15 protein-coding genes are annotated in these 19,872 nt (G+C 64.0%); 10 read left to right on the top strand and 5 right to left on the bottom strand.

Going from position 1 to position 19,872, the window contains the following annotated elements; genetic code table 11:
* The first annotated feature begins 12 nt into the window (after positions 1–12).
* Entirely contained in the window at positions 13–1,377 is a 1,365-nt protein-coding gene (gene glmM, locus VLA65_RS06075; protein ID WP_306958957.1) for a phosphoglucosamine mutase, read from the top strand.
* Between the two features lie 115 nt (positions 1,378–1,492).
* Here glmM and mscL read toward each other — a convergent pair whose 3' ends face one another.
* On the bottom strand, positions 1,493–1,882 hold the full coding sequence (gene mscL, locus VLA65_RS06070; protein ID WP_059387399.1) for a large conductance mechanosensitive channel protein MscL: 390 nt from the start codon (positions 1,880–1,882) through the stop codon (positions 1,493–1,495).
* An 88-nt stretch (positions 1,883–1,970) separates the two neighbouring features.
* Positions 1,971–2,564 (bottom strand): M15 family metallopeptidase, encoded by a 594-nt coding sequence (locus tag VLA65_RS06065; RefSeq protein WP_442880201.1) that lies wholly within the window; start codon positions 2,562–2,564, stop codon positions 1,971–1,973.
* Here VLA65_RS06065 and VLA65_RS21985 point away from each other — a divergent pair.
* Complete coding sequence (locus VLA65_RS21985) at positions 2,536–2,835, top strand: hypothetical protein (protein WP_442880200.1); 300 nt, start codon at positions 2,536–2,538, stop codon at positions 2,833–2,835. The genes VLA65_RS06065 and VLA65_RS21985 overlap by 29 nt on opposite strands.
* 10 nt (positions 2,836–2,845) lie before the next feature.
* Here VLA65_RS21985 and coaA read toward each other — a convergent pair whose 3' ends face one another.
* Entirely contained in the window at positions 2,846–3,814 is a 969-nt protein-coding gene (gene coaA / locus VLA65_RS06060) for a type I pantothenate kinase (protein WP_059387404.1), read from the bottom strand.
* A gap of 176 nt (positions 3,815–3,990) precedes the next feature.
* Between coaA and glmS the strand changes: the two genes are divergently transcribed.
* From glmS to VLA65_RS06020, 8 genes are all read left to right on the top strand, one after another.
* Positions 3,991–5,883, top strand: a complete 1,893-nt coding sequence (gene glmS / locus VLA65_RS06055; protein ID WP_284991849.1) for a glutamine--fructose-6-phosphate transaminase (isomerizing) — start codon at positions 3,991–3,993, stop codon at positions 5,881–5,883.
* Positions 5,884–5,887: 4 nt separating this feature from the next.
* The gene (locus VLA65_RS06050; RefSeq protein WP_059387406.1) at positions 5,888–6,235 is read left to right on the top strand and encodes a holo-ACP synthase; all 348 of its coding nucleotides are present in this window, start codon (positions 5,888–5,890) and stop codon (positions 6,233–6,235) included.
* A gap of 14 nt (positions 6,236–6,249) precedes the next feature.
* Positions 6,250–7,794: an NAD(P)H-hydrate epimerase gene (locus VLA65_RS06045; protein ID WP_332602024.1), complete on the top strand. Its 1,545-nt coding sequence runs from the start codon at positions 6,250–6,252 to the stop codon at positions 7,792–7,794.
* A gap of 74 nt (positions 7,795–7,868) precedes the next feature.
* A complete protein-coding gene (gene glgX / locus VLA65_RS06040) occupies positions 7,869–10,229 on the top strand; it encodes a glycogen debranching protein GlgX (RefSeq protein ID WP_306958953.1) in 2,361 nt (786 codons plus the stop codon).
* Positions 10,226–12,559: a malto-oligosyltrehalose synthase gene (treY, locus tag VLA65_RS06035; RefSeq protein WP_332602023.1), complete on the top strand. Its 2,334-nt coding sequence runs from the start codon at positions 10,226–10,228 to the stop codon at positions 12,557–12,559. The genes glgX and treY overlap by 4 nt, the downstream gene beginning before the upstream one ends.
* Before the next feature lie 58 nt (positions 12,560–12,617).
* Positions 12,618–14,375: a malto-oligosyltrehalose trehalohydrolase gene (treZ, locus tag VLA65_RS06030; RefSeq protein ID WP_332602022.1), complete on the top strand. Its 1,758-nt coding sequence runs from the start codon at positions 12,618–12,620 to the stop codon at positions 14,373–14,375.
* Between the two features lie 76 nt (positions 14,376–14,451).
* On the top strand, positions 14,452–15,489 hold the full coding sequence (mgrA, locus tag VLA65_RS06025; RefSeq protein WP_284991854.1) for an L-glyceraldehyde 3-phosphate reductase: 1,038 nt from the start codon (positions 14,452–14,454) through the stop codon (positions 15,487–15,489).
* Between the two features lie 166 nt (positions 15,490–15,655).
* Positions 15,656–16,741 carry an inositol-3-phosphate synthase gene (locus VLA65_RS06020; protein WP_059387408.1) on the top strand — a complete coding sequence of 362 codons (1,086 nt, stop codon included), beginning with the start codon at positions 15,656–15,658 and terminating at the stop codon, positions 16,739–16,741.
* 147 nt (positions 16,742–16,888) lie between these two features.
* On the opposite strand, the gene VLA65_RS06015 is transcribed toward VLA65_RS06020, so the two are convergent.
* Positions 16,889–17,848 (bottom strand): DUF559 domain-containing protein, encoded by a 960-nt coding sequence (locus VLA65_RS06015; RefSeq protein WP_332602021.1) that lies wholly within the window; start codon positions 17,846–17,848, stop codon positions 16,889–16,891.
* Positions 17,849–18,016: 168 nt separating this feature from the next.
* Entirely contained in the window at positions 18,017–19,711 is a 1,695-nt protein-coding gene (locus tag VLA65_RS06010; RefSeq protein ID WP_332602020.1) for a formate--tetrahydrofolate ligase, read from the bottom strand.
* Positions 19,712–19,872: the final 161 nt, after the last annotated feature.

Below are 19,872 nucleotides of genomic sequence, written 5' to 3'. Positions count from 1 at the left end.
GACTGGGACGCGATGGCTAGATTATTTGGAACAGATGGCGTGCGTGGTCTCGCCAATGGATTGCTCACCGCGGAGCTTGCTCTTCAGTTGGCCCAAGCTGCCGCAGTGGTCCTTGGCCACGAGCGTGCGGCCAACGGAACGCGGCCCCGCGCCGTGGTCGCCCGGGATCCGCGCGCCAGCGGAGAGTTTATCGCCGCAGCGGTGGAAGCCGGACTTTCGAGCTCCGGCATCGACGTGTACGACGCCGGTGTGCTGCCCACGCCCGCAGCGGCCTACCTCATCGCCGATCTCGATGCCGATTTCGGCGTCATGATCTCGGCCTCGCACAACCCCGCGCCGGACAACGGCATCAAGTTCTTTGCCCGTGGCGGCCAGAAGCTCCCGGACGAGGTTGAGGACGCGATCGAGGCCCAGCTCGGCAAGGAACCCTCACGCCCCGTGGGCGGCGACGTCGGCCGGATCCAGCGCTTCTCGGACGCCGAGGACCGCTACATCGTCCACCTGCTCGGCACCCTGCCGCACCGTCTTGAGGGCCTCAAGGTTGTCCTGGACTGCGCCCACGGTGCAGCCAGCGGCTGTTCCCCGCAGGTCTTCTCCAGTGCCGGCGCCGAAGTTGTAGTGATCGGCGCTGAACCCGACGGCCTGAACATCAACGACGGCGTCGGTTCCACCCACCTGGGCCAGCTCAAGGAAGCAGTCGTCAAACACGGCGCGGACTTCGGCATTGCCCACGACGGCGACGCCGACCGTTGCCTGGCCGTGGACCATGAAGGCAACGAGGTTGACGGTGACCAGATCATGGCGATCCTGGCCCTCGCGCTGAAGAAGTCCGGAAAACTGAAGGACGACGTCCTGGTAGCCACCGTGATGAGCAACCTCGGACTCAAGATCGCCTTGCGTGAAGCTGGAATCACCATCCGCGAGACCGCGGTGGGGGACCGGTACGTCCTGGAGGCAATGCGCGACGGCGGCTTTAGCCTTGGCGGAGAGCAGTCGGGCCACGTGATCTTCTCCGATTACGCCACCACCGGCGACGGCGTCCTGACCGGACTTCAGATCGCCGCCCAAGTGGCCGGCACCGGACGGACCCTCCAAGACCTTGCCCGCGCCATGACCAAGCTGCCGCAGCTCATGATCAACGTGAAGGGCGTGGACAAATCACGCGCCGCCACGGACGAAGGCGTCGCTGCCGCAGTGGCCGCCGCTGAGCTCGAACTTGGTGACACCGGCCGCGTGCTCCTCCGGCCGTCGGGCACCGAAGCACTGGTGCGCGTGATGGTAGAAGCCGCTGACATGGAAACGGCCACCCGCATATGCACCGAACTCGCCGGCGTCGTCGAAGACCGCCTCGCCATTCCACGCGAACTGGCAGTCTAGCCCCGAAACCAGCAAGCAACTGTGGCCCGTCTCCATAAGGAGGCGGGCCACAGTTAGCTCAAGTACTTACCTTTGGCAGTGCTTACCTTTGAGCCGTGCTTACCTTTGGCAGTGCTTATCTTTGAGCTAGGCTGTCGCGGATCTCCGTGAGGAGCGTGACCGCGGGGTCCGCCGCCGGCTCGTCTTCCGTGATGCCCAACTTGGCGTTGCGGCGCTCGATGAGGTGGTTCATCGGAGCCACCACGACGAAATAGATTGCGGCTGCTACCAGGACGAAGTTGACGATCGCGGTCAGCAAAACGCCGAACTGCAGGTCATTTCCGTTGATGGTCACCTTCGCGAAACTGTCAAAGTTGGGGGATCCAACCAAGGCAGCGATCAGCGGCATGAGGACGTTCTTGACGAGTGCATCAACAACTGCACCGAAGGCGGCACCCATGACGACGGCTACGGCAAGGTCTACGACGTTGCCCTTCAGAATGAAATTCTTAAATCCACTCAACATGGCACCAAGCTAGTGCATGCTTGTAAATTCAAAGTGAGCGGCCGTTCAATTTTCGGGAGTGTCGGAAACTTTCCTGGTTAATCAACCGTTAGGGGTAGCCCGGCGCCGCTTCGAGTCCAAAGTACTCCTCGAGGGTGCCGATGCCCCGCTTGGCCATATCCGTCGCAGCCTCAACCCCGACGAATCGCAAATGCCAGGGCTCGTAGTAGTAGCCCGTGATCTCATTGAGCATCCACGGGTATCTGACAACAAATCCGTACTTGAACGCATTCGCTTTGGCCCAGACGGCCGCCGGCTGATCAGCGAAGCAGGGTTCGAAGCTGCACGCCCCGCCGCCGTCGCCGATGTCGAAGGCCCAACCGGTCTGGTGTTCCGAGAAGCCGGGACGGGCGGAAGCCGTGTCCGCCGAGGCCTGGCCGCGCGTGCTCACGTAGCCGTTGTATGTGGCGGTTTGGGTCTGGAAGGAGCGGTAACCGGACGCCAAGGTCATGGTGGCGCCTTCCGAGGCGGCTGCTGCGAAGAGCTTTTCGGCCGCTGCGGCGGTGGTGCTGTTGAGGAGGGACGCCTCTCCGCTGACTGCGAGTTGCACGCGGGGCTGTACCAGGTCGGGAGGGACAAACTGCAAGGGGGTCAGCGGCCGGTGCTTGTTGACGATGACCCACTGGCTCGCCGGGTCGCTCAAGGAAAACTGCTGGGACAGGACCCCCGACGGCGGAGCCTTCGACGGCGGTGCGCTCGACGGCGGTGCGCTCGACGGCGGCTCGCTCGCCGCTGCGGTGGGAACCGCCGTCGTGGTCGCAACGGTCGGCGTCGCGGTTTGGAGACCCGAGGGGGACGGTGCCGACGTGGGCGAGGCGACCCGGGTATCCGGGCTGCAGGCCGCCAAGGCCGCCATTCCCGCCCCTGCGGCAAGAAGCGTCGCGAAGGACCTTCGGCTGGGGCCGCAGTTGTAGCACATCCGTGCTAGACCTTTCGGAGTAGCATGCGGCGGATGGAATGGTCGGCATCCTTGGTGAGGACAAGTTGCGCCCGGCCGCGGGTGGGGAGCACGTTTTCCTCAAGGTTGGGCTCGTTGATCCGCTTCCAAATGCCGCGTGCAGTGGCTTCGGCCTCGGCATCGGAGAGCGTCGCGTAACGATGGAAGTAGGATTCCGGCTGGGCGAACGCGGTGCTTCGAAGCTTGCGGAAACGGTCCACGTACCAGTCTTCGATGTAGGAAGTCTTGGCGTCAACGTAAATGGAGAAATCAAAGAAGTCGCTCAGGGCCAAGCCTTGCCGGCCGTCCTGCCGGGGACGGGCGGGGGCCAACACGTTGAGGCCCTCGACGATCAGGACGTCGGGCCGCCGGACCACTACTTCCTTGTCCGGGACGATGTCGTAGGTGACGTGCGAATACCAAGGAGCCCGGACTTCTTCGGCGCCCCCCTTGATCGCACTCACGAATCGAAGCAAGGCCCTGCGGTCGTAGGACTCCGGAAAGCCCTTGCGTTCGAGCAAGTGCCGGCGCTTCAACTCGGCGAGGGGATACAGGAACCCGTCGGTGGTGATGAGTTCGACGTTCGGGGTGCCGGGCCAGCGGCGGAGCATCTCGCGCAGCACGCGGGCGATAGTGGACTTGCCGACCGCCACCGAACCCGCGACGCCGATTACGAAGGGCGTGCGCTGGGTCTGCTCGCCAAGAAAGGTGGTTGTGGCTGCATGAAGCTGTTGTGACGCCTGGACATAGAGGTGCAACAAGCGGGAGAGCGGGAGGTAGACCTCGCGGATTTCCTTCATGTCCAGGGGATCGCCAAGGCCGCGAAGCCGGATGATGTCCTCTTCGTTAAGCGGCTGCTCCATCTGCGCACCGAGCCGGGACCACGTCTGCCTGTCCAGTTCCACGAACGGAGAGGAGCTGTCGCCGTTCGCTTCGTTGCGTTGCAAAGTCACCATAGAGATTCTGCCCCTCCGTTGGCTGATCCGGAAATACAGCATGAACGGCGGGCAGATTTTGTGTGAGCATGCTCTCCCGGAAAAGGTGCATGAACCTGCATATTCCGCGGCCTGGGCTGATTGCGGGCCCGGATATCCTACGTCCATTTCGCGGGGCAACCGCTACTCTTGTAGGCATGTGTGGAATCGTAGGTTACGTTGGCAATTCATCCCGCCGGGCAGATGCCGGGCACTCGGCCCTCGACGTCGTACTTGAAGGACTCCGGAGGCTTGAATACCGGGGCTATGATTCAGCCGGAGTAGCAGTGGTGGCTGATGGAGCCATCACAGCCCGGAAGAAGTCCGGGAAACTGAGCAATCTACTGAACGAGCTCGAGGGAAATCCGCTCCCGGACTCGCTGACCGGCATCGGCCACACCCGTTGGGCCACCCACGGCGGACCCACCGACCAGAACGCCCACCCGCATCTGGCCGATGGCGGGCGCCTGGCGATGATCCACAACGGAATTATCGAAAACTTCGCCGAGCTCAAGCAGGAGCTCATCGCCAAGGGTGTCACTTTCGAATCGGAGACGGACACCGAGGTGGCGGCAGCACTGCTGGGCGATATTTTCCGCAACCAACTCAATGGCGACTCCTCCAACGGCAGGCTCACCAAGGCGATGCAGCTCGCGTGCCAGCGGCTCGAAGGCGCGTTCACGCTCCTCGCCGTGCACGCGGAACGGCCCGACGTCGTCGTCGCCGCGCGTCGCAATTCCCCCCTTGTCGTAGGACTGGGGGAAGGCGAGAACTTCCTTGGCTCCGACGTTTCCGGTTTCATCGACCACACGCGCCGCGCCGTCGAGCTTGGCCAGGACCAGATCGTCACCATCACCGCCGACACCGTGGAGATCACGGACTTCTTCGGCGCCCCCGCCCAGGGCAAGGAATACCACGTTGACTGGGACCCGGCTTCTGCGGAAAAGGGCGGCTTCAGCTCCTTCATGGAGAAGGAAATCCACGACCAGCCCGACGCGGTCACCCAAACCCTCCTCGGCCGCTCGGACATCAACGGCCAGCTGACTTTGAGCGAGCTCCGGATCGACCCCGAGTTGCTCAAGCAGGTCAACAAGATCATCGTCCTGGCCTGTGGCACGGCCGCATACGCCGGGATGGTCGCCAAGTACGCCATCGAGAACTGGTGCCGCATCCCCACCGAGGTGGAGCTTGCGCACGAATTCCGCTACCGCGACCCGATCGTTGACGCCAACACGCTGGTGGTGTCCATCAGCCAGTCCGGCGAGACCATGGACACCCTGATGGCGGTCCGTTACGCCCGCGAACAGGGCGCCAAGACGATCTCCATCTGCAACACCAACGGATCCACCATCCCGCGCGAATCCGACGCCGTTCTCTACACCCACGCCGGTCCGGAGATCGCCGTCGCTTCCACCAAGGCGTTCCTGGCCCAGATCACCGCCGCCTACCTCCTGGGCCTCTACCTCGCCCAGTTGCGCGGAAACATCTTCTCCGGCCAGATCAAGGACGTCCTGGCGGACCTTGGCAAGATTCCCGCCCACATCCAGAAGATCCTCGACAACGCGGGTCCCCTCCGCGAGCTCGCCCGCAGCATGAAGGACGAGAAGTCGGTCCTCTTCCTGGGCCGCCATGTGGGCTTCCCGGTAGCACTCGAGGGCGCGCTGAAGCTCAAGGAAATCGCGTATATCCACGCTGAAGGGTTCGCTGCCGGTGAGCTCAAGCACGGTCCGATCGCCCTGATCGACGAAGGGCAGCCCGTCTTTGTGGTGGTTCCCTCGCCTCGGGGCCGCGATTCCCTCCACGCGAAGGTTGTTAGCAACATCCAGGAAATCCGCGCCCGCGGTGCGCGCACGCTGGTGATCGCCGAGGAAGGCGACGAAGCCGTGCGGGCTTACGCCGAGCACGTTTTCTACGTCCCCCAGACACCTACCCTGCTGATGCCGCTTCTCACCACTGTTCCACTGCAGATTTTTGCCGCAGAGCTCGCCAAGGCCAAGGGGTACGACGTGGACCAGCCGCGCAACCTCGCCAAGAGCGTGACCGTAGAATAACGGCATGATTGTTGGCATAGGCGTAGACGTCGTAGACATAGAGCGCTTCGGGCGCCAACTCGAGCGGACCCCGGGCCTCCGTGACCGTTTGTTCGTTCCCGCGGAACGCGAGCTCAACACGCGGTCCTTGGCCGCGCGCTTCGCGGCCAAGGAAGCCGTGGCCAAGGTCTTGGGAGCTCCCGCGGGCATGAACTGGCAGGACTGCTGGATCGGCCTGGACCAGAACGGCCCCACCATCAAGGTGAAGGGCACCGTCCTGGCAGTTGCCGATTCCATAGGCGTGAAGCGCTGGCACGTGTCCATGAGCCACGATGGCGGAATCGCCACTGCCATGGTCATCGCCGAAGCGTAGCAGCGCAAGAAACCATGATCAGCGCCTTCACCGGAACACAGATCAGGGCAGCGGAACAACCGCTTCTTGATGCCGGCGATGGCGCTGTTCTCATGCAGCGCGCAGCCTACGGTCTGGCAAACGCCGTCGTCCGGGAACTACGTTCCGAGGGGCGTCGCCTGTACGGCTCGAGCGTCACGGTGCTGGCCGGCAAAGGGAACAACGGCGGGGACGGCCTCTTCGCCGCGGCAACGCTCGCGAGGCGCGGCATGCGCACGACGGCGGTACTCACCGCCGGTTCGGCCCATCCGGACGCCCTCGCGGCCTTCCGCGCCGCCGGTGGACGCGTTCACGTTTTGGATGAGGACAACGCCGAAGAACTAGCCGTGCTGATTGCCGGCGACGACGTAGTCATCGACGCGATCCTGGGCACTGGTGCCCGGGGCGGCCTCCGCGGTTCGGCCGCGGAATTGGTTGCCGCCTTGGAAGAACTCAGGCCCGGCCTGGTGGTGGCCTGCGATACTCCCAGCGGCGTGGACGCCGACACAGGGGAGGTCCACTGGCCTGTATTGACGGCGCGGCTGACCGTGGCATTCGGGGGAATCAAAGCCGGGCTGATGGCCGATCCGGGTGAGGGCAGCGCCGGCCGCGTGATCCTGGTACCCATAGGCATCGAGGAAAATCTTCCGGCACCTGCCCTGCGCCGTTTCTCCGCCCCTGACCTGGCCGCCGTGCTTCCGGACCCGGGGCGCCGGGCCCAGAAGTACACCAGGGGAGTCCTGGGCATAGTGGCAGGTTCCGGGCGCTACACCGGGGCTGCGGCGCTCTGTGTCCAGGCCGCGTCGGCGGCCGGGTCGGGCATGGTGCGGTACCTCGGCCCGGAAGTGGTCGCGCGGCAGGTCCTGGCGCGGACCCCCGAAGCCATCTGGGAGCCCGCCGAGCCCGGCCGGGTCCAGGCGTGGCTGCTCGGTCCTGGCCTGGACGGTGTCGAACAACTCCAGCGGGCCCGTGACGTACTGGCGTCGGCGTCCAGTGCCGGCCAACCCGCCGTCGTCGACGCAGGAGCCCTCGAGCTCCTGCCGGAACGCTGCCCGCCGAACTGGATTCTCACCCCGCACGCCGGTGAGCTCGTGGCCCTTCTTGGCCGAGGTGAAGTGCGTGTCACGCGTGAAGACGTGGAATCGCGGACCGTGCACTTCGCCCGGCTAGCGGCCGAACACACGGGCGCCGTCGTGCTGCTCAAAGGTGCCACAACAGTGGTTGCTTCGCCTTCCGGGACGGTCTTCAGCCAGTCGGACGGAAATCCGTGGATGTCAACGGCAGGCAGCGGGGACGTCCTTGGCGGGATCGTCGGCGCGTTGGCTGCAGCGTACGCGGAATCCGGGCTCGACGACGACGGACCCTTCGCGGCACTGGGAATCGCCCCTGACGAGCGCTGGGCTGCGGTAGCCGCCGTCGGCGCGAGCATCCACGGAATGGCTGGTAGCGCGGCCTCCAGGGGCGGCCCGTTGACCGCTTCCGGCATCGCCCGGGCGGTCCCCGACGTCTTCCGATTTCTCGGGGAACATCGCGCCGGATGATCCCGGATGTTCCGTGAAAGTCGCATAGTCTCGCTAGGCTGGCAGAAAGTTATCCGGCACATGAAGGAGAACACATGGACGTTTGGCCAGGATCCGCATACCCGTTGGGGGCCACCTTCGATGGCACGGGAACCAACTTCGCGCTGTTCAGCGAGAAGGCGGAAAAGGTGGAGTTGTGTCTCTTCGACGACGATGGGGAAGAGATTTCCTACACCGTCAGCGAGGTGGACGGCTATGTATGGCATTGCTACCTTCCGCACGTCCAGCCCGGACAGAAGTATGGCTACCGCGTGCACGGTCCGTACGACCCTGCTAGCGGCCAGCGCTTCAATCCCAACAAGCTCCTCCTGGACCCGTACGCCAAGGCCATCCACCGGCAGATCGACTGGGACCCGGCGCTTTTCTCGTACAACATGGGGGATCCGGACTCCCGCAATGACAAGGATTCCGCGCCCCACATGATGATGGGCGTAGTCATCAACCCGTTCTTTGACTGGGACGGGGACCACCTCCCGCGGATCCCGTACCACCGGTCCGTGATTTACGAGGCGCACGTCAAGGGCCTGACCCAGCTCCACCCCGAGGTTCCTGAGGAGCAGCGCGGCACGTACGCCGGCGTGGCCCATCCGGCGGTGATTTCCCACTTGCAAAAGCTCGGGGTGACGGCGATCGAGCTCATGCCGGTGCACCAGTTCACGAACGATGGCATCCTGCAGGACAAAGGACTGAACAACTACTGGGGTTACAACACGATCGGGTTCTTTGCCCCGCACAACAGCTACAGTTCCAAGGGCGATACCGGCCAGCAGGTCCAGGACTTCAAGGCCATGGTCCGTTCCCTCCACCGGGCCGGCATCGAGGTCATTCTCGACGTCGTGTACAACCACACAGCCGAAGGCAACCACCTCGGCCCCACGCTGTCTTTCAAGGGCATCGACAACTCCGCGTACTACCGTCTGATGGAGGGCGACGAGAAGCACTACATGGACTACACGGGCACCGGCAATTCGCTGAACGTGCGCAGTCCGCATTCGCTGCAGCTGCTCATGGATTCGCTGCGCTATTGGGTCACCGAAATGCACGTGGACGGTTTCCGCTTCGACCTCGCATCCACGCTGGCCCGTGAGTTCTACGATGTGGACAAGCTGTCCACCTTCTTCGAACTCATCCAGCAGGATCCCGTGGTTTCGCAGGTCAAGCTGATCGCCGAGCCGTGGGACGTCGGTCCCGGCGGTTACCAGGTGGGCAATTTCCCGCCGCAGTGGACGGAATGGAACGGCAAGTACCGGGACACGGTCCGCGACTTCTGGCGCGGCGAGCCCTCCACTTTGGGCGAGTTCGCCTCGCGGTTGACCGGATCGGCGGACCTTTACGAGCACTCCGGCCGGCGCCCGGTGGCCTCCATCAACTTCGTCACGGCCCACGACGGATTCACTCTGGCTGACTTGGTGTCCTACAACGAGAAGCACAACGAGGCGAACGGCGAAGGGAACAACGACGGAGAATCCCACAACCGTTCCTGGAACTGCGGCGTCGAAGGACCCACGGAGGACCCGAAGGTCCTTGGCCTTCGAGCCCGCCAGCAGCGGAACTTCATCGCCTCCATGCTCTTGTCCCAGGGTGTCCCAATGCTGCTGCACGGTGACGAGCTTGGCCGGACGCAGCGGGGCAACAACAACGGCTACTGCCAGGATTCCGAACTGACGTGGATCAACTGGGACAGCGTGGACCAGCCGCTAGTGGAGTTCACGGCAGCGGTCAGTGCCTTGCGCGCCAAGCACCCCACCTTCAGGCGCAGCCGCTTCTTCGACGGACGCCCGGTACTGCGAGGAGAAGGCGAACGGCTTCCGGACATCGTATGGCTTGACGTCGACGGAACCACCATGACGCCGTCGGACTGGGACAGCGGCTTCGGCCGCTCCGTGGGCGTGTTCCTCAACGGTGACGGGATCCGCGGCCGGGACAACCAAGGCCGGCGCATCACGGACGTCAACTTCCTGCTCTACTTCAACGCCCACGACGACGAAGTCGGTTTCAAGGTGCCCTCGGACGAATACGCACCCGCGTGGGACATCATCATCGACACCGCCGGCGGCGGCGCCGATACCGAACCCGTGCAGGCAGAAGCGGTCCTGGGTGTTGGGGCCAAATCACTCGTGGTGCTGAGGGCACACAGCGTCCCGGACACGGACCCGGACCATTCCGTGGCCGCGTCCCTCGCCGCGCTGTCGCAGACGGCCACCACCGAAACGGCTTCCTTGACTTCGCCGGCTACACCGTCGCCGTCCACCCGGAAGCTCCAGGTTGTACCGGAAGCAACCCCTGAACCGAAAAAGCACCATGCTTCGGAGCCGAAGGCTGACCCCGAAAACAAGCCCGGCGCTGCACCGAAGAAGCCCAGGAAGCCACGCGCCCACAAGAACGGGGGATCATGAGGACACCCGTCTCCACGTACAGGCTCCAGATCAGGCCGTCGTTCACGCTCCAGGACGCTGCTGCCCTCACGGGCTATCTGCGCGAGCTCGGGGTGGATTGGGTTTACCTGTCGCCCATCCTGACGGCGGAGGAGGGCTCGGACCACGGTTACGACGTCACAGACCCCTCCACCGTTGATGCTTCGCGCGGCGGCGTCGAAGGGCTCGCGGCGCTCTCCAAGGCGGCTCGGGAAGCCGGCCTCGGGGTGTTGGTAGACATTGTCCCCAATCACATGGGAGTCGCGTCGCCCCCGCAAAATGCCTGGTGGTGGTCCCTGCTCAAAGAGGGCAGGGCCTCCCGCTACGCGGAAGCGTTCGACGTCGACTGGGACTTCGGCGGCGGAAAGCTCCGCCTTCCGGTCCTAGGGAGCGATCACGACGTCGACAAGCTGGAAGTGCTCGACGGCGAATTGCGCTACTTCGATCACCGCTTCCCGCTGGCCGAAGGAAGCTATGCCGAAGGTGACAACGCCAGCGACGTCCATGCGCGCCAGCACTACGAGCTGGTCGGCTGGCGCCGGGCCGACGGCGAACTGAATTACCGCCGCTTCTTCGCGGTAAACACTCTCGCCGGGATCCGCGTCGAAATCCCTTGGGTCTTCGATGAAGCCCACGCGGAGATCGCCCGATGGTTCCAGGGCGGGCTTGTTGACGGGCTGAGGATCGATCATCCGGACGGGCTCGCGGACCCGGCCGGGTACTTGGAGCGCCTGAAGGAAACCACGGCCGGCTCCTATCTGCTCGTCGAGAAGATCCTGGAGCCAGGGGAGGAACTTCCGGAGAACTTCGACTGTGAGGGGACCACCGGGTACGACGCCCTCGCTGACGTCGACCGCCTTTTCGTGGATCCCGACGCCGAAGCGCAGCTTGACGCCTTGGATGCCAGGCTCCGGGGCACCGGCTCGCCCGCCGATTACCAAGCCATGATCCACGGGACCAAGCGGCGCATCACGGACGGCATCCTGCATTCGGAAATCCTGCGGCTCGCACGGCTCGTCCCGGACTCTCCGGAACTGCCCAATTCAGGGGTAGCCAGCCCGGAGGTGGTTGACGCGCTGGCTGAAATCATCGCTTCGTTTCACGTCTACCGGAGCTACCTCCCGTATGGCAAAGACACCTTGGTGGAGGCCGTCGAACGGGCTGCCCGCACCAGGCCGGAGTTGGAACCCGTCATCAAGGCACTGCTTCCGCTGCTGCTCGAGGCCAGCCATGAACTGGGCCGCCGCTTCCAGCAGACCTCCGGCATGGTCATGGCCAAGGGCGTGGAAGACACCGCGTTTTTCCGCTACACACGCCTTGGCACGCTGACTGAGGTGGGAGCGGATCCGACGGAATTCGCCTTGACCGCGCCCGGATTCCACGAACGGATGGTACGTCGCCAGGCGCTGCTGCCGCTGTCCATGACCACCCTCACCACGCACGACACCAAGCGCAGCGAAGACACCCGCGCCAGGATCTCCGCGATCTCCGAGGCAGTCCCCGAATGGGAAGCGTTCGTGGACCGCATGCAGGAACTGGCCCCGATTCCCGACGGGCCACTCGCAGCCCTCGTATGGCAAGCCATCGCAGGTGCGTGGCCGGCCAGCCGTGAACGCCTCCAGGGTTACGTCCTCAAGGCTGCCCGCGAAGCCGGCAACTCCACCAGCTGGACCGAGCCGAACGAAGCGTTCGAAGCGACGCTCGCCTCCGCCGTCGACGCCGCCTTCGATATGCCCGAGCTGACGGCAGCCCTGGAAGAGTTCGTTGCCCTGGTGGACCCGTACGGGACGTCCAACTCACTGTCGGCGAAGATGGTCCAGCTGACCATGCCGGGCGTACCGGACGTCTACCAGGGGACCGAGTTCTGGGATCGTTCACTCACCGACCCGGACAACCGGCGCGCGGTCGACTTCGAACGGCGGAAGGCCGCCCTCGCAGCCCTCGACGCCGGTGTCCAGGCTGAAGCGCGGGACGAGCTGGCCAAGTTGTTGGTGACATCCAGGGCACTGCGCTTGCGCCGGGACCGGCCGGAGCTTTTCGGCGGTTACAGCGCTGTCGATGCCCAGGGTCATGCGGCCGAACATCTGATCGCGTTCGACCGTGGCGCCCTTGCCACCGGGGGCGGTGCCATCACTTTGGCCACGAGGCTCCCGCGGAAGCTTGAGCGGAACGGAGGGTGGCAGGACACCTTCATTCGTCTTGGGAGCGCGGTCCGGGATGAACTGACAGGCAACAGCTACCCTCCGGGCGAGGTTCACGTCGCAAGGCTTCTGCAGAGATACCCGGTGGCCTTGCTCGTACCCATTGGCTAGTCGGAGCACCAAGAACGGCGGGCAAACGAAGCCCGGACAAGACGATTGAGGGGGAGCGATGGCCGAGAAGACCAGCGCCGGGAAACGGTTCGATGTATGGGCCCCGTTTGCGGAATCTGTCACTCTGCTCGCGAAGGAGCAGCGCCACGATATGCTGTCCCACGACGACGGCGCCGCGGGCTGGTGGACGGCGGACGTACCAAGAGAGCCCGGGACCGACTACGGCTATCTGGTGAACGGCGAGGGTCCCTTTCCCGATCCCAGATCGCAGCGCCAGCCGGACGGGGTGCACGCTCTTTCCCGCACCTTCGACGCCTCGTCGTATGCCTGGAACGATGCGGATTGGGCGGGGCGCGGGCTCGGCGGCGCGGTCATCTATGAGCTCCACCTCGGAACCTTCACGCCGGAAGGCACCCTGGACGCGGCCGCGGGAAAGCTGGATTACCTCGTTGAACTTGGAATCGACTTTGTGGAGCTCCTGCCTGTCAATGCGTTCAACGGCGCCCACAACTGGGGCTACGACGGCGTGCTGTGGTTCGCCGTCCACGAGGCCTACGGCGGACCGGAGGCCTATCAGCGATTCGTGGATGCCGCGCATGCTGCCGGACTCGGCGTGATCCAGGATGTGGTCTACAACCATCTGGGACCCAGCGGGAACTACCTGCCGAAGTTCGGCCCCTACCTGAAGTCCGGCGAAGGCAACACATGGGGCGACTCAGTGAATCTGGACGGCCCCGGTTCCGACGAAGTCCGTCAATACATCCTGGACAATGCCGCTATGTGGTTGAGCGACTTCCACGTGGACGGGCTGCGCCTCGACGCCGTACACGCCCTCCGCGATGAGCGGGCCGTCCATATCCTGGAAGACCTCGCCAGCCTCGCGGACGGGATCGAAGCCGAAACTGGCGTCCCCAAGACCTTGATCGCGGAATCGGACCTGAACAACCCGCGCCTCATCTACCGCCGGGACACCAATGGCTACGGCCTGGAAGGTCAGTGGAGCGACGACTTCCACCACGCCGTGCACGTCAACCTCACAGGCGAGACTGCCGGCTACTACGCGGATTTCGATTCCTTGGGCGCACTGGCAAAGGTGCTTGAACACGGTTTCTTCCACGACGGGAGCTACTCAAGTTTCCGCGGCAGGCACCATGGCCGCCCCATCCGCCCGGGGCTGGTTCATCCTGCCGCGTTGGTGGTCTGCAACCAGAACCACGATCAAATCGGCAACCGCGCCGCCGGTGACCGCCTGAGTTCCAGCCTGTCGTACGGGAGGCTCGCGTTGGCCGCCGTGCTGACCATGACGTCGCCATTCACCCCGATGCTCTTCATGGGCGAAGAATTCGGCGCGTCCACGCCTTGGCAGTTTTTCACGTCGCATCCCGAGGAATGGCTCGCAGAGGCCACGGCAAAGGGCCGGCTCAAGGAATTCGAACGGATGGGCTGGGACCCCGCGTTGGTGCCGAACCCCCAAGACCCGGAGACCTTTGAACGCTCCAAGCTCAAGTGGGAGGAAGCGCACGACGGCGATCACGCCCGATTGCTGGAACTCTACCGGGCGCTTGCGAACCTCAGGCGCTCGACGCCGGAGCTTGCGGGCGGTGGATTCACCGACACCCACGTCGACTTCAGCGAAGAGGACAAATGGCTCGTTCTCAGCAGGGGAGCCGTGAGGGTTGCTTGCAACTTCGGGGACCGGACCCTGACGAAGGCGATGGGCGGTGAAGTCTTGCTCGCCACGGACTCCGCGGCCGCCGTCGGGAACGGAGAGCTGACCCTCCCGGGGGAGAGCGCCGCCGTCGTGCGCCTTGAGTGACTGTGCCCTTAAGTGAGCGTGCCCACATGACGGACATCGCGCTTCGAGCCTCGAAGGCGGTGGCAGGATGGTAGGTATGACTTATTCGGCTGCGGAAAACCGCTATGAAACCATGCCCTACCGCCGCGTCGGACGCAGCGGCCTCAAACTTCCCGCGATCTCGCTGGGACTGTGGCACAACTTCGGCGACGACAAGCGTTTCGAAGAGCAGCGCGCCATCCTGCGCCGGGCCTTCGATCTGGGTGTCAACCACTTCGACCTTGCCAACAACTACGGTCCGCCGGACGGATCGGCTGAAACGAACTTCGGCCGCCACCTGAAGGACGACTTCAAGCCGTACCGCGACGAACTCGTCATTTCGACCAAGGCCGGTTACTACATGTGGCCCGGCCCCTACGGAGAATGGGGCTCCCGCAAGTACCTGCTCTCCAGCCTTGACCAGTCGCTGCAGCGCATGGGACTGGACTACGTGGACATCTTCTACAGCCACCGTCCCGATCCGGAAACCCCGCTGGAAGAAACCATGGGCGCCCTGGACCACGCTGTCCGCTCCGGCAAGGCGCTCTATGCCGGAATCTCCTCCTACACCCCGGAGCAGACCCTTGAGGCAGCCCGGATTCTCAAGGAAATGGGCACGCCGCTCCTCATCCACCAGCCCAGCTATTCCATGCTGAACCGCTGGACCGAGAACGGTTCGCCCAACCTTTACGAAACGCTTGACCAGGTTGGCGCGGGATCCATCGCCTTCTCCCCGCTGGCACAGGGGATGCTCACCAACCGGTACCTGAACGGAATCCCCGCGGACTCCCGCGCCGCCAAGGAACGGTTCTTGTCCGAATCGGCGCTGACTGAGGAAAAGCTGAGCCGGGTGCGTGGTTTGAACGCCATCGCCGAAGGACGCGGCCAGACCCTCGCCCAAATGGCGATCGCTTGGATCCTGCGCGATCAGCCGAAGGGTTCGCCGGTGACCTCTGCCCTGGTGGGCGCGTCAAGTGTGGCGCAGCTGGAGGACACCGTGTCTGCGATCAACAACCTCGACTTCACGTCGGAGGAACTGACAGCGATTGACGAGTTCGCCGTCGAGTCCGACATCAATCTGTGGGCGCAGAAGTAGATTCGAAAAACTTAATACACTTGCGGGGCCGGCTGGGAACAAAGCCGGCCCCGTTCAGGTTGGTTACAATGCTAAGAGCGCCGAATGGCGCTGTGCCTTTAAGACGCCGTCGTACATACAGGTACTGACGCGCTAGGCACCTGAGGTTAGTTCTCAAAGGAGTTCCGTGTCTTCACATCCGATTCGTGTCGCCATTGTCGGCGTAGGTAACTGCGCCGCTTCGCTGGTCCAAGGTGTCCACTACTATCGCGATGCCGACCCCCAGGCCACGATTCCGGGTCTGATGCATGTTGAGTTCGGCAAGTACCACGTCAACGACGTCCAGTTCGTCGCTGCCTTCGACGTCGACAGCAAGAAGGTCGGCCTCGACCTCGCGGACGCCATCGGCGCCAGCGAGAACAACACCATCAAGATCGCCGATGTCCCTTCCACTGGCGTGACCGTGCAGCGCGGCCACACCCTGGATGGCCTGGGCAAGTACTACCGCGAGACCATCGTCGAGGCTCCGGAAGAGGCAGTGGACATCGTCGCCGCACTGCGCGAAGCCAAGGCCGACGTCATGGTCTGCTACCTGCCGGTGGGTTCCGAGGATGCTGCGCACTTCTACGCCCAGTGCGCCATCGACGCCGGTGTTGCCTTCGTCAACGCCTTGCCGGTCTTCATCGCGGGCACCAAGGAATGGGCCGACAAGTTCACCGCCGCTGGTGTGCCGATCGTCGGCGATGACATCAAGAGCCAGATCGGTGCCACCATCACGCACCGCGTCATGGCCAAGCTCTTCGAAGACCGCGGCGTCACGCTGGACCGCACGTACCAGCTCAACGTCGGCGGCAACATGGACTTCAAGAACATGCTGGAGCGCGACCGCCTGGAATCCAAGAAGATCTCCAAGACCCAGGCCGTGACTTCCAACGTCGAAGCCGTCCTGCACGCCGACGACGTCCACATCGGTCCGTCCGACTACGTCGCCTGGCTCGATGACCGCAAGTGGGCGTTCGTCCGACTCGAAGGCCGCAACTTCGGCGACGCCCCGGTGTCGCTGGAATACAAGCTCGAGGTCTGGGACTCCCCGAACTCCGCCGGCGTGATCATTGACGCCATCCGCGCCGCCAAGATCGGCCTGGACCGCGGCATCGGCGGCCCGCTGCTCTCCGCTTCCAGCTACTTCATGAAGTCCCCGCCGGAGCAGTTCAACGATGACATCGCCCGCGAAAAGGTCGAGGCCTTCATCCGCGGCGACGTCGAGCGCTAAACGCTCGCTCACTTATGCCGGGTTTTTGACGGACGCTCGCTCACTTATGCCGGGTTTTGGGCGGACGCTCGCTCACTTATGCCGGGTTTTTGACGGACGCTCGCTCACCTTCGGGTGAGCGAGCGTTCGTCGTTTAACGCCCGTTCGCTACACGGCGCTTGCAAAGCCGGATGCGACGGCGGGATCGACCCACGCTGATCGGAGCGCCTTCTTGATCTTCTTGGTGGCAGACTCGAATCCATCTGCCAAATCGTCCTTGCGGAACACGAGGACGGTCCATCCGGCTGCCTCGAAGGCTTTGTTCCGGCGTCGATCACTGAGGGTCTGGGCCTCCGCGAGGTGATGGCCGCCGTCGTACTGAATGGCGACCCGCCGTCGGCGGAACCCCAAATCCGCCGACGGCGAGAACGGATCGTCACTTCGCAAGCTGAGCTGGAGTTCGGGTTCGGGGATTCCAGCGTCCAGCATGGCCAAACGAAGCAGGGACTCCGGCGCCGAGTCCGCGCCCACGCGCATCAGTTCGAGCGCCTGCCGGGCACGGACGACGCCTTGCAAATTCGGATGGCGCTCCACCAGAACACGCAGTCCTTCAAGGGTCGCGAACGGCGTGTCCCGTCCTTCCAGGGCCTGGCGGGGCACTCGAATCAGCTCGTCGCCCATACAGACGAGGTCGTTCAAAGGCAGCAGCCGGGCCATGTCCAGCCAAGTGCGTGGGCGCGTGCTGATCCGTATTCCATCAACCGATTCGACCTCGTTCTCGGCCGCGATCACCCTGTGCCCGATTACGCCTTTGCGGCGGGTTCCAGGCAACGATCGGGGCTTGCTGAGGTGCAGCTCCGTAGAATCGGCAAGCCACGGCGGAAGGCAGGAAGAGCGAAGGCGCGCTGCCGTCACGTGCGAGATCCAGGCCCCCGGGGTAGCAGCCGACAACGCACGTGCGGCGGACTCAAGTTCGAAGTCCCAGCCGATCGGACGGTAGAGGCTACGGCTGACGCGTTCGACGTCGGCGCGAAGCAGACGGCCGCGCGGGACACCTTGGGCTTGGGCCTGGGTGAGCGTGAACGGTCCTGAAAGCAGTTCGGCGGGAAGGGCGAGCTCGTTTTGCATACCCGCATTGTGCCGCAAAGGGGCGGATGCCCGCAGAAGTTATCCACAGGCCCGGGATTCGGCCGACGATCCGGCCGCCTTCCGGCGCCACTGGTGAGCGAGCGTCCCGCGAAAGTGCCCTATAGGTGAGCGAGGGTTTCTTACATACGGCCCATAGCTGAGCGAGGGTCAGAAGAGACCCACCGGATTGCCGTGCTCATCGACGTCCATTCGCATCGCGGCGGGCTCCTTAGGTAAACCCGGCATCGTCATGACAGCACCCGTCAGCGCGACAATGAAGCCCGCCCCGGTCTTGGGAATCAGCTCGCGGACGTGCACCGTGAAACCCTTGGGGGCGCCCAACTGGGACGCGTCGTCAGTGAATGAATACTGCGTCTTTGCCATGCAAACGGGCATTCCGCTCCAGCCGTTTCTCCGGATGTCCGCGAGGCGCCTGAGCGCAGGGACGGAAAACTCCACACCGTCGGCACCATAGATTTCCTGCACGATCGTGCGGATCTTGTCCTCAACGGACAGGCCAAGGGGGTACAAGTGCCGGAAGTCCGACGGCGTTGCTGCCGCCACCGCCGCGGCGACCTTCGCCGCGAGCTCGTCACCGCCGTCGCCCCCTCCGCCGCGACCCCACACATCCGCCACCGCCGCCTGGACTCCTTCCTGGGCGCACCAAGCCAGCAGCCATTCGAGCTCTTCGCGTGTGTCCGTCGCGAACTTGTTGATTGCAACAACCGGTGTGACGCCAAACTTCTCGACATTGTGCACGTGCCGTTTCAAGTTCTCGACGCCGGCAGCGAGCGCCTCGACGTTGGGCTCCTTGAGCAGCTCCTTCGGAACGCCGCCCTGCATCTTGAGAGCCCTGATAGTCGCGACCACGACGACGGCGGACGGCGCCACGTCCGCGATGCGCGACTTGATGTCCATGTACTTTTCGGCACCGAGGTCGGCGCCGAATCCCGCTTCCGTGACCACAATGTCGGCGAGTTGTTGGGCCGTCCGTGTGGCGATGAGCGAGTTGCAGCCGTGGGCGATGTTGGCGAACGGGCCACCGTGCACCAGGGCCGGCGTTCCCGCAATGGTCTGCACGAGATTCGGTTTGATGGCGTCCTTCAACAGCATGGTCAGGGCACCCTGGACGCCGAGATCGGCCACCGTGACCGGCTGGCGGTCATAGTTGTATCCGAAAGTGATCCGGCCGAGGCGCTCGCGGAGGTCATCCAAGTCCGTCGCGAGGCAGAAGACGGCCATGATTTCGGAGGCGACGGTTATGTCGAATCCGTCTTGTCGCGGCACTCCTTGTGCGGGCCCGCCCAAGCCGATGATGATCTCGCGAAGCGAGCGGTCGTTCATATCGAGAACCCGTTTGAAGGTCATGCGGCGTGGATCAATGTTGAGCTCGTTGCCTTGGAAGATGTGGTTGTCCACGAGGGCCATCAGGGCATTATTTGCCGAGGTGATCGCGTGGAAGTCGCCGGTGAAATGCAGGTTGATCTGGTCCATGGGGAGAACCTGGGAATAGCCGCCCCCGGTCGCACCTCCCTTCATGCCCAGGATCGGTCCAAGGGACGGTTCGCGTAGCGCGATCATCACGCGGTGACCGGCCCGCGCCAAAGAATCGGCGAGGCCTACCGTGGTTGTGGACTTTCCCTCACCCGCCGGCGTCGGGGACATGGCGGAGACGAGGACTACCTTGCCCGCTCGTTTGGCATCCGGGAGACGGAGCTTGGCCGGATCGATTTTCGCCTTGAACCGGCCGTAGAGTTCCAACGCGTCGACGTTGATCCCGGCATGCTCCGCGATCTCCTCGATGGGACGCATCGCCGCATTCTGGGCAATTTCAAGGTCGCTCAAGATCTTGTTTTCAGACATCCTTGTCCTCAAATCCGTGCGGAACACTGTGCGCGACAATCTATCAGTCGTGTCCGCATTGGTGAGCGGGCGTCGTCGGGATTGCCTTCATTGGTGAGCGAGGGTCGCCGGGATTCCCTTCATTGGTGAGCGGGCGTCGTCGGGATTGCCTTCATTGGTGA

The organism is Arthrobacter sp. S2(2024) (assembly GCF_036662515.1).
Lineage (GTDB): Bacteria > Actinomycetota > Actinomycetes > Actinomycetales > Micrococcaceae > Arthrobacter.
The sequence above is the reverse complement of the archived record's forward strand: the minus strand, read 5'-3'. Positions and strand labels throughout refer to the sequence as shown.

Excerpts from the sequence above, each read along its gene's own strand:
- glmM (WP_306958957.1), top strand. The coding sequence starts at position 13 with ATGGCTAGATTATTTGGAACAGATGGCGTGCGTGGTCTCGCCAATGGA.
- mscL (WP_059387399.1), bottom strand. The coding sequence starts at position 1,882 with ATGTTGAGTGGATTTAAGAATTTCATTCTGAAGGGCAACGTCGTAGAC.
- VLA65_RS21985 (WP_442880200.1), top strand. The coding sequence starts at position 2,536 with ATGACCCACTGGCTCGCCGGGTCGCTCAAGGAAAACTGCTGGGACAGG.
- coaA (WP_059387404.1), bottom strand. The coding sequence starts at position 3,814 with ATGGTGACTTTGCAACGCAACGAAGCGAACGGCGACAGCTCCTCTCCG.
- glmS (WP_284991849.1), top strand. The coding sequence starts at position 3,991 with ATGTGTGGAATCGTAGGTTACGTTGGCAATTCATCCCGCCGGGCAGAT.
- VLA65_RS06050 (WP_059387406.1), top strand. The coding sequence starts at position 5,888 with ATGATTGTTGGCATAGGCGTAGACGTCGTAGACATAGAGCGCTTCGGG.
- VLA65_RS06045 (WP_332602024.1), top strand. The coding sequence starts at position 6,250 with ATGATCAGCGCCTTCACCGGAACACAGATCAGGGCAGCGGAACAACCG.
- glgX (WP_306958953.1), top strand. The coding sequence starts at position 7,869 with ATGGACGTTTGGCCAGGATCCGCATACCCGTTGGGGGCCACCTTCGAT.
- treY (WP_332602023.1), top strand. The coding sequence starts at position 10,226 with ATGAGGACACCCGTCTCCACGTACAGGCTCCAGATCAGGCCGTCGTTC.
- treZ (WP_332602022.1), top strand. The coding sequence starts at position 12,618 with ATGGCCGAGAAGACCAGCGCCGGGAAACGGTTCGATGTATGGGCCCCG.
- mgrA (WP_284991854.1), top strand. The coding sequence starts at position 14,452 with ATGACTTATTCGGCTGCGGAAAACCGCTATGAAACCATGCCCTACCGC.
- VLA65_RS06015 (WP_332602021.1), bottom strand. The coding sequence starts at position 17,848 with ATGCAAAACGAGCTCGCCCTTCCCGCCGAACTGCTTTCAGGACCGTTC.
- VLA65_RS06010 (WP_332602020.1), bottom strand. The coding sequence starts at position 19,711 with ATGTCTGAAAACAAGATCTTGAGCGACCTTGAAATTGCCCAGAATGCG.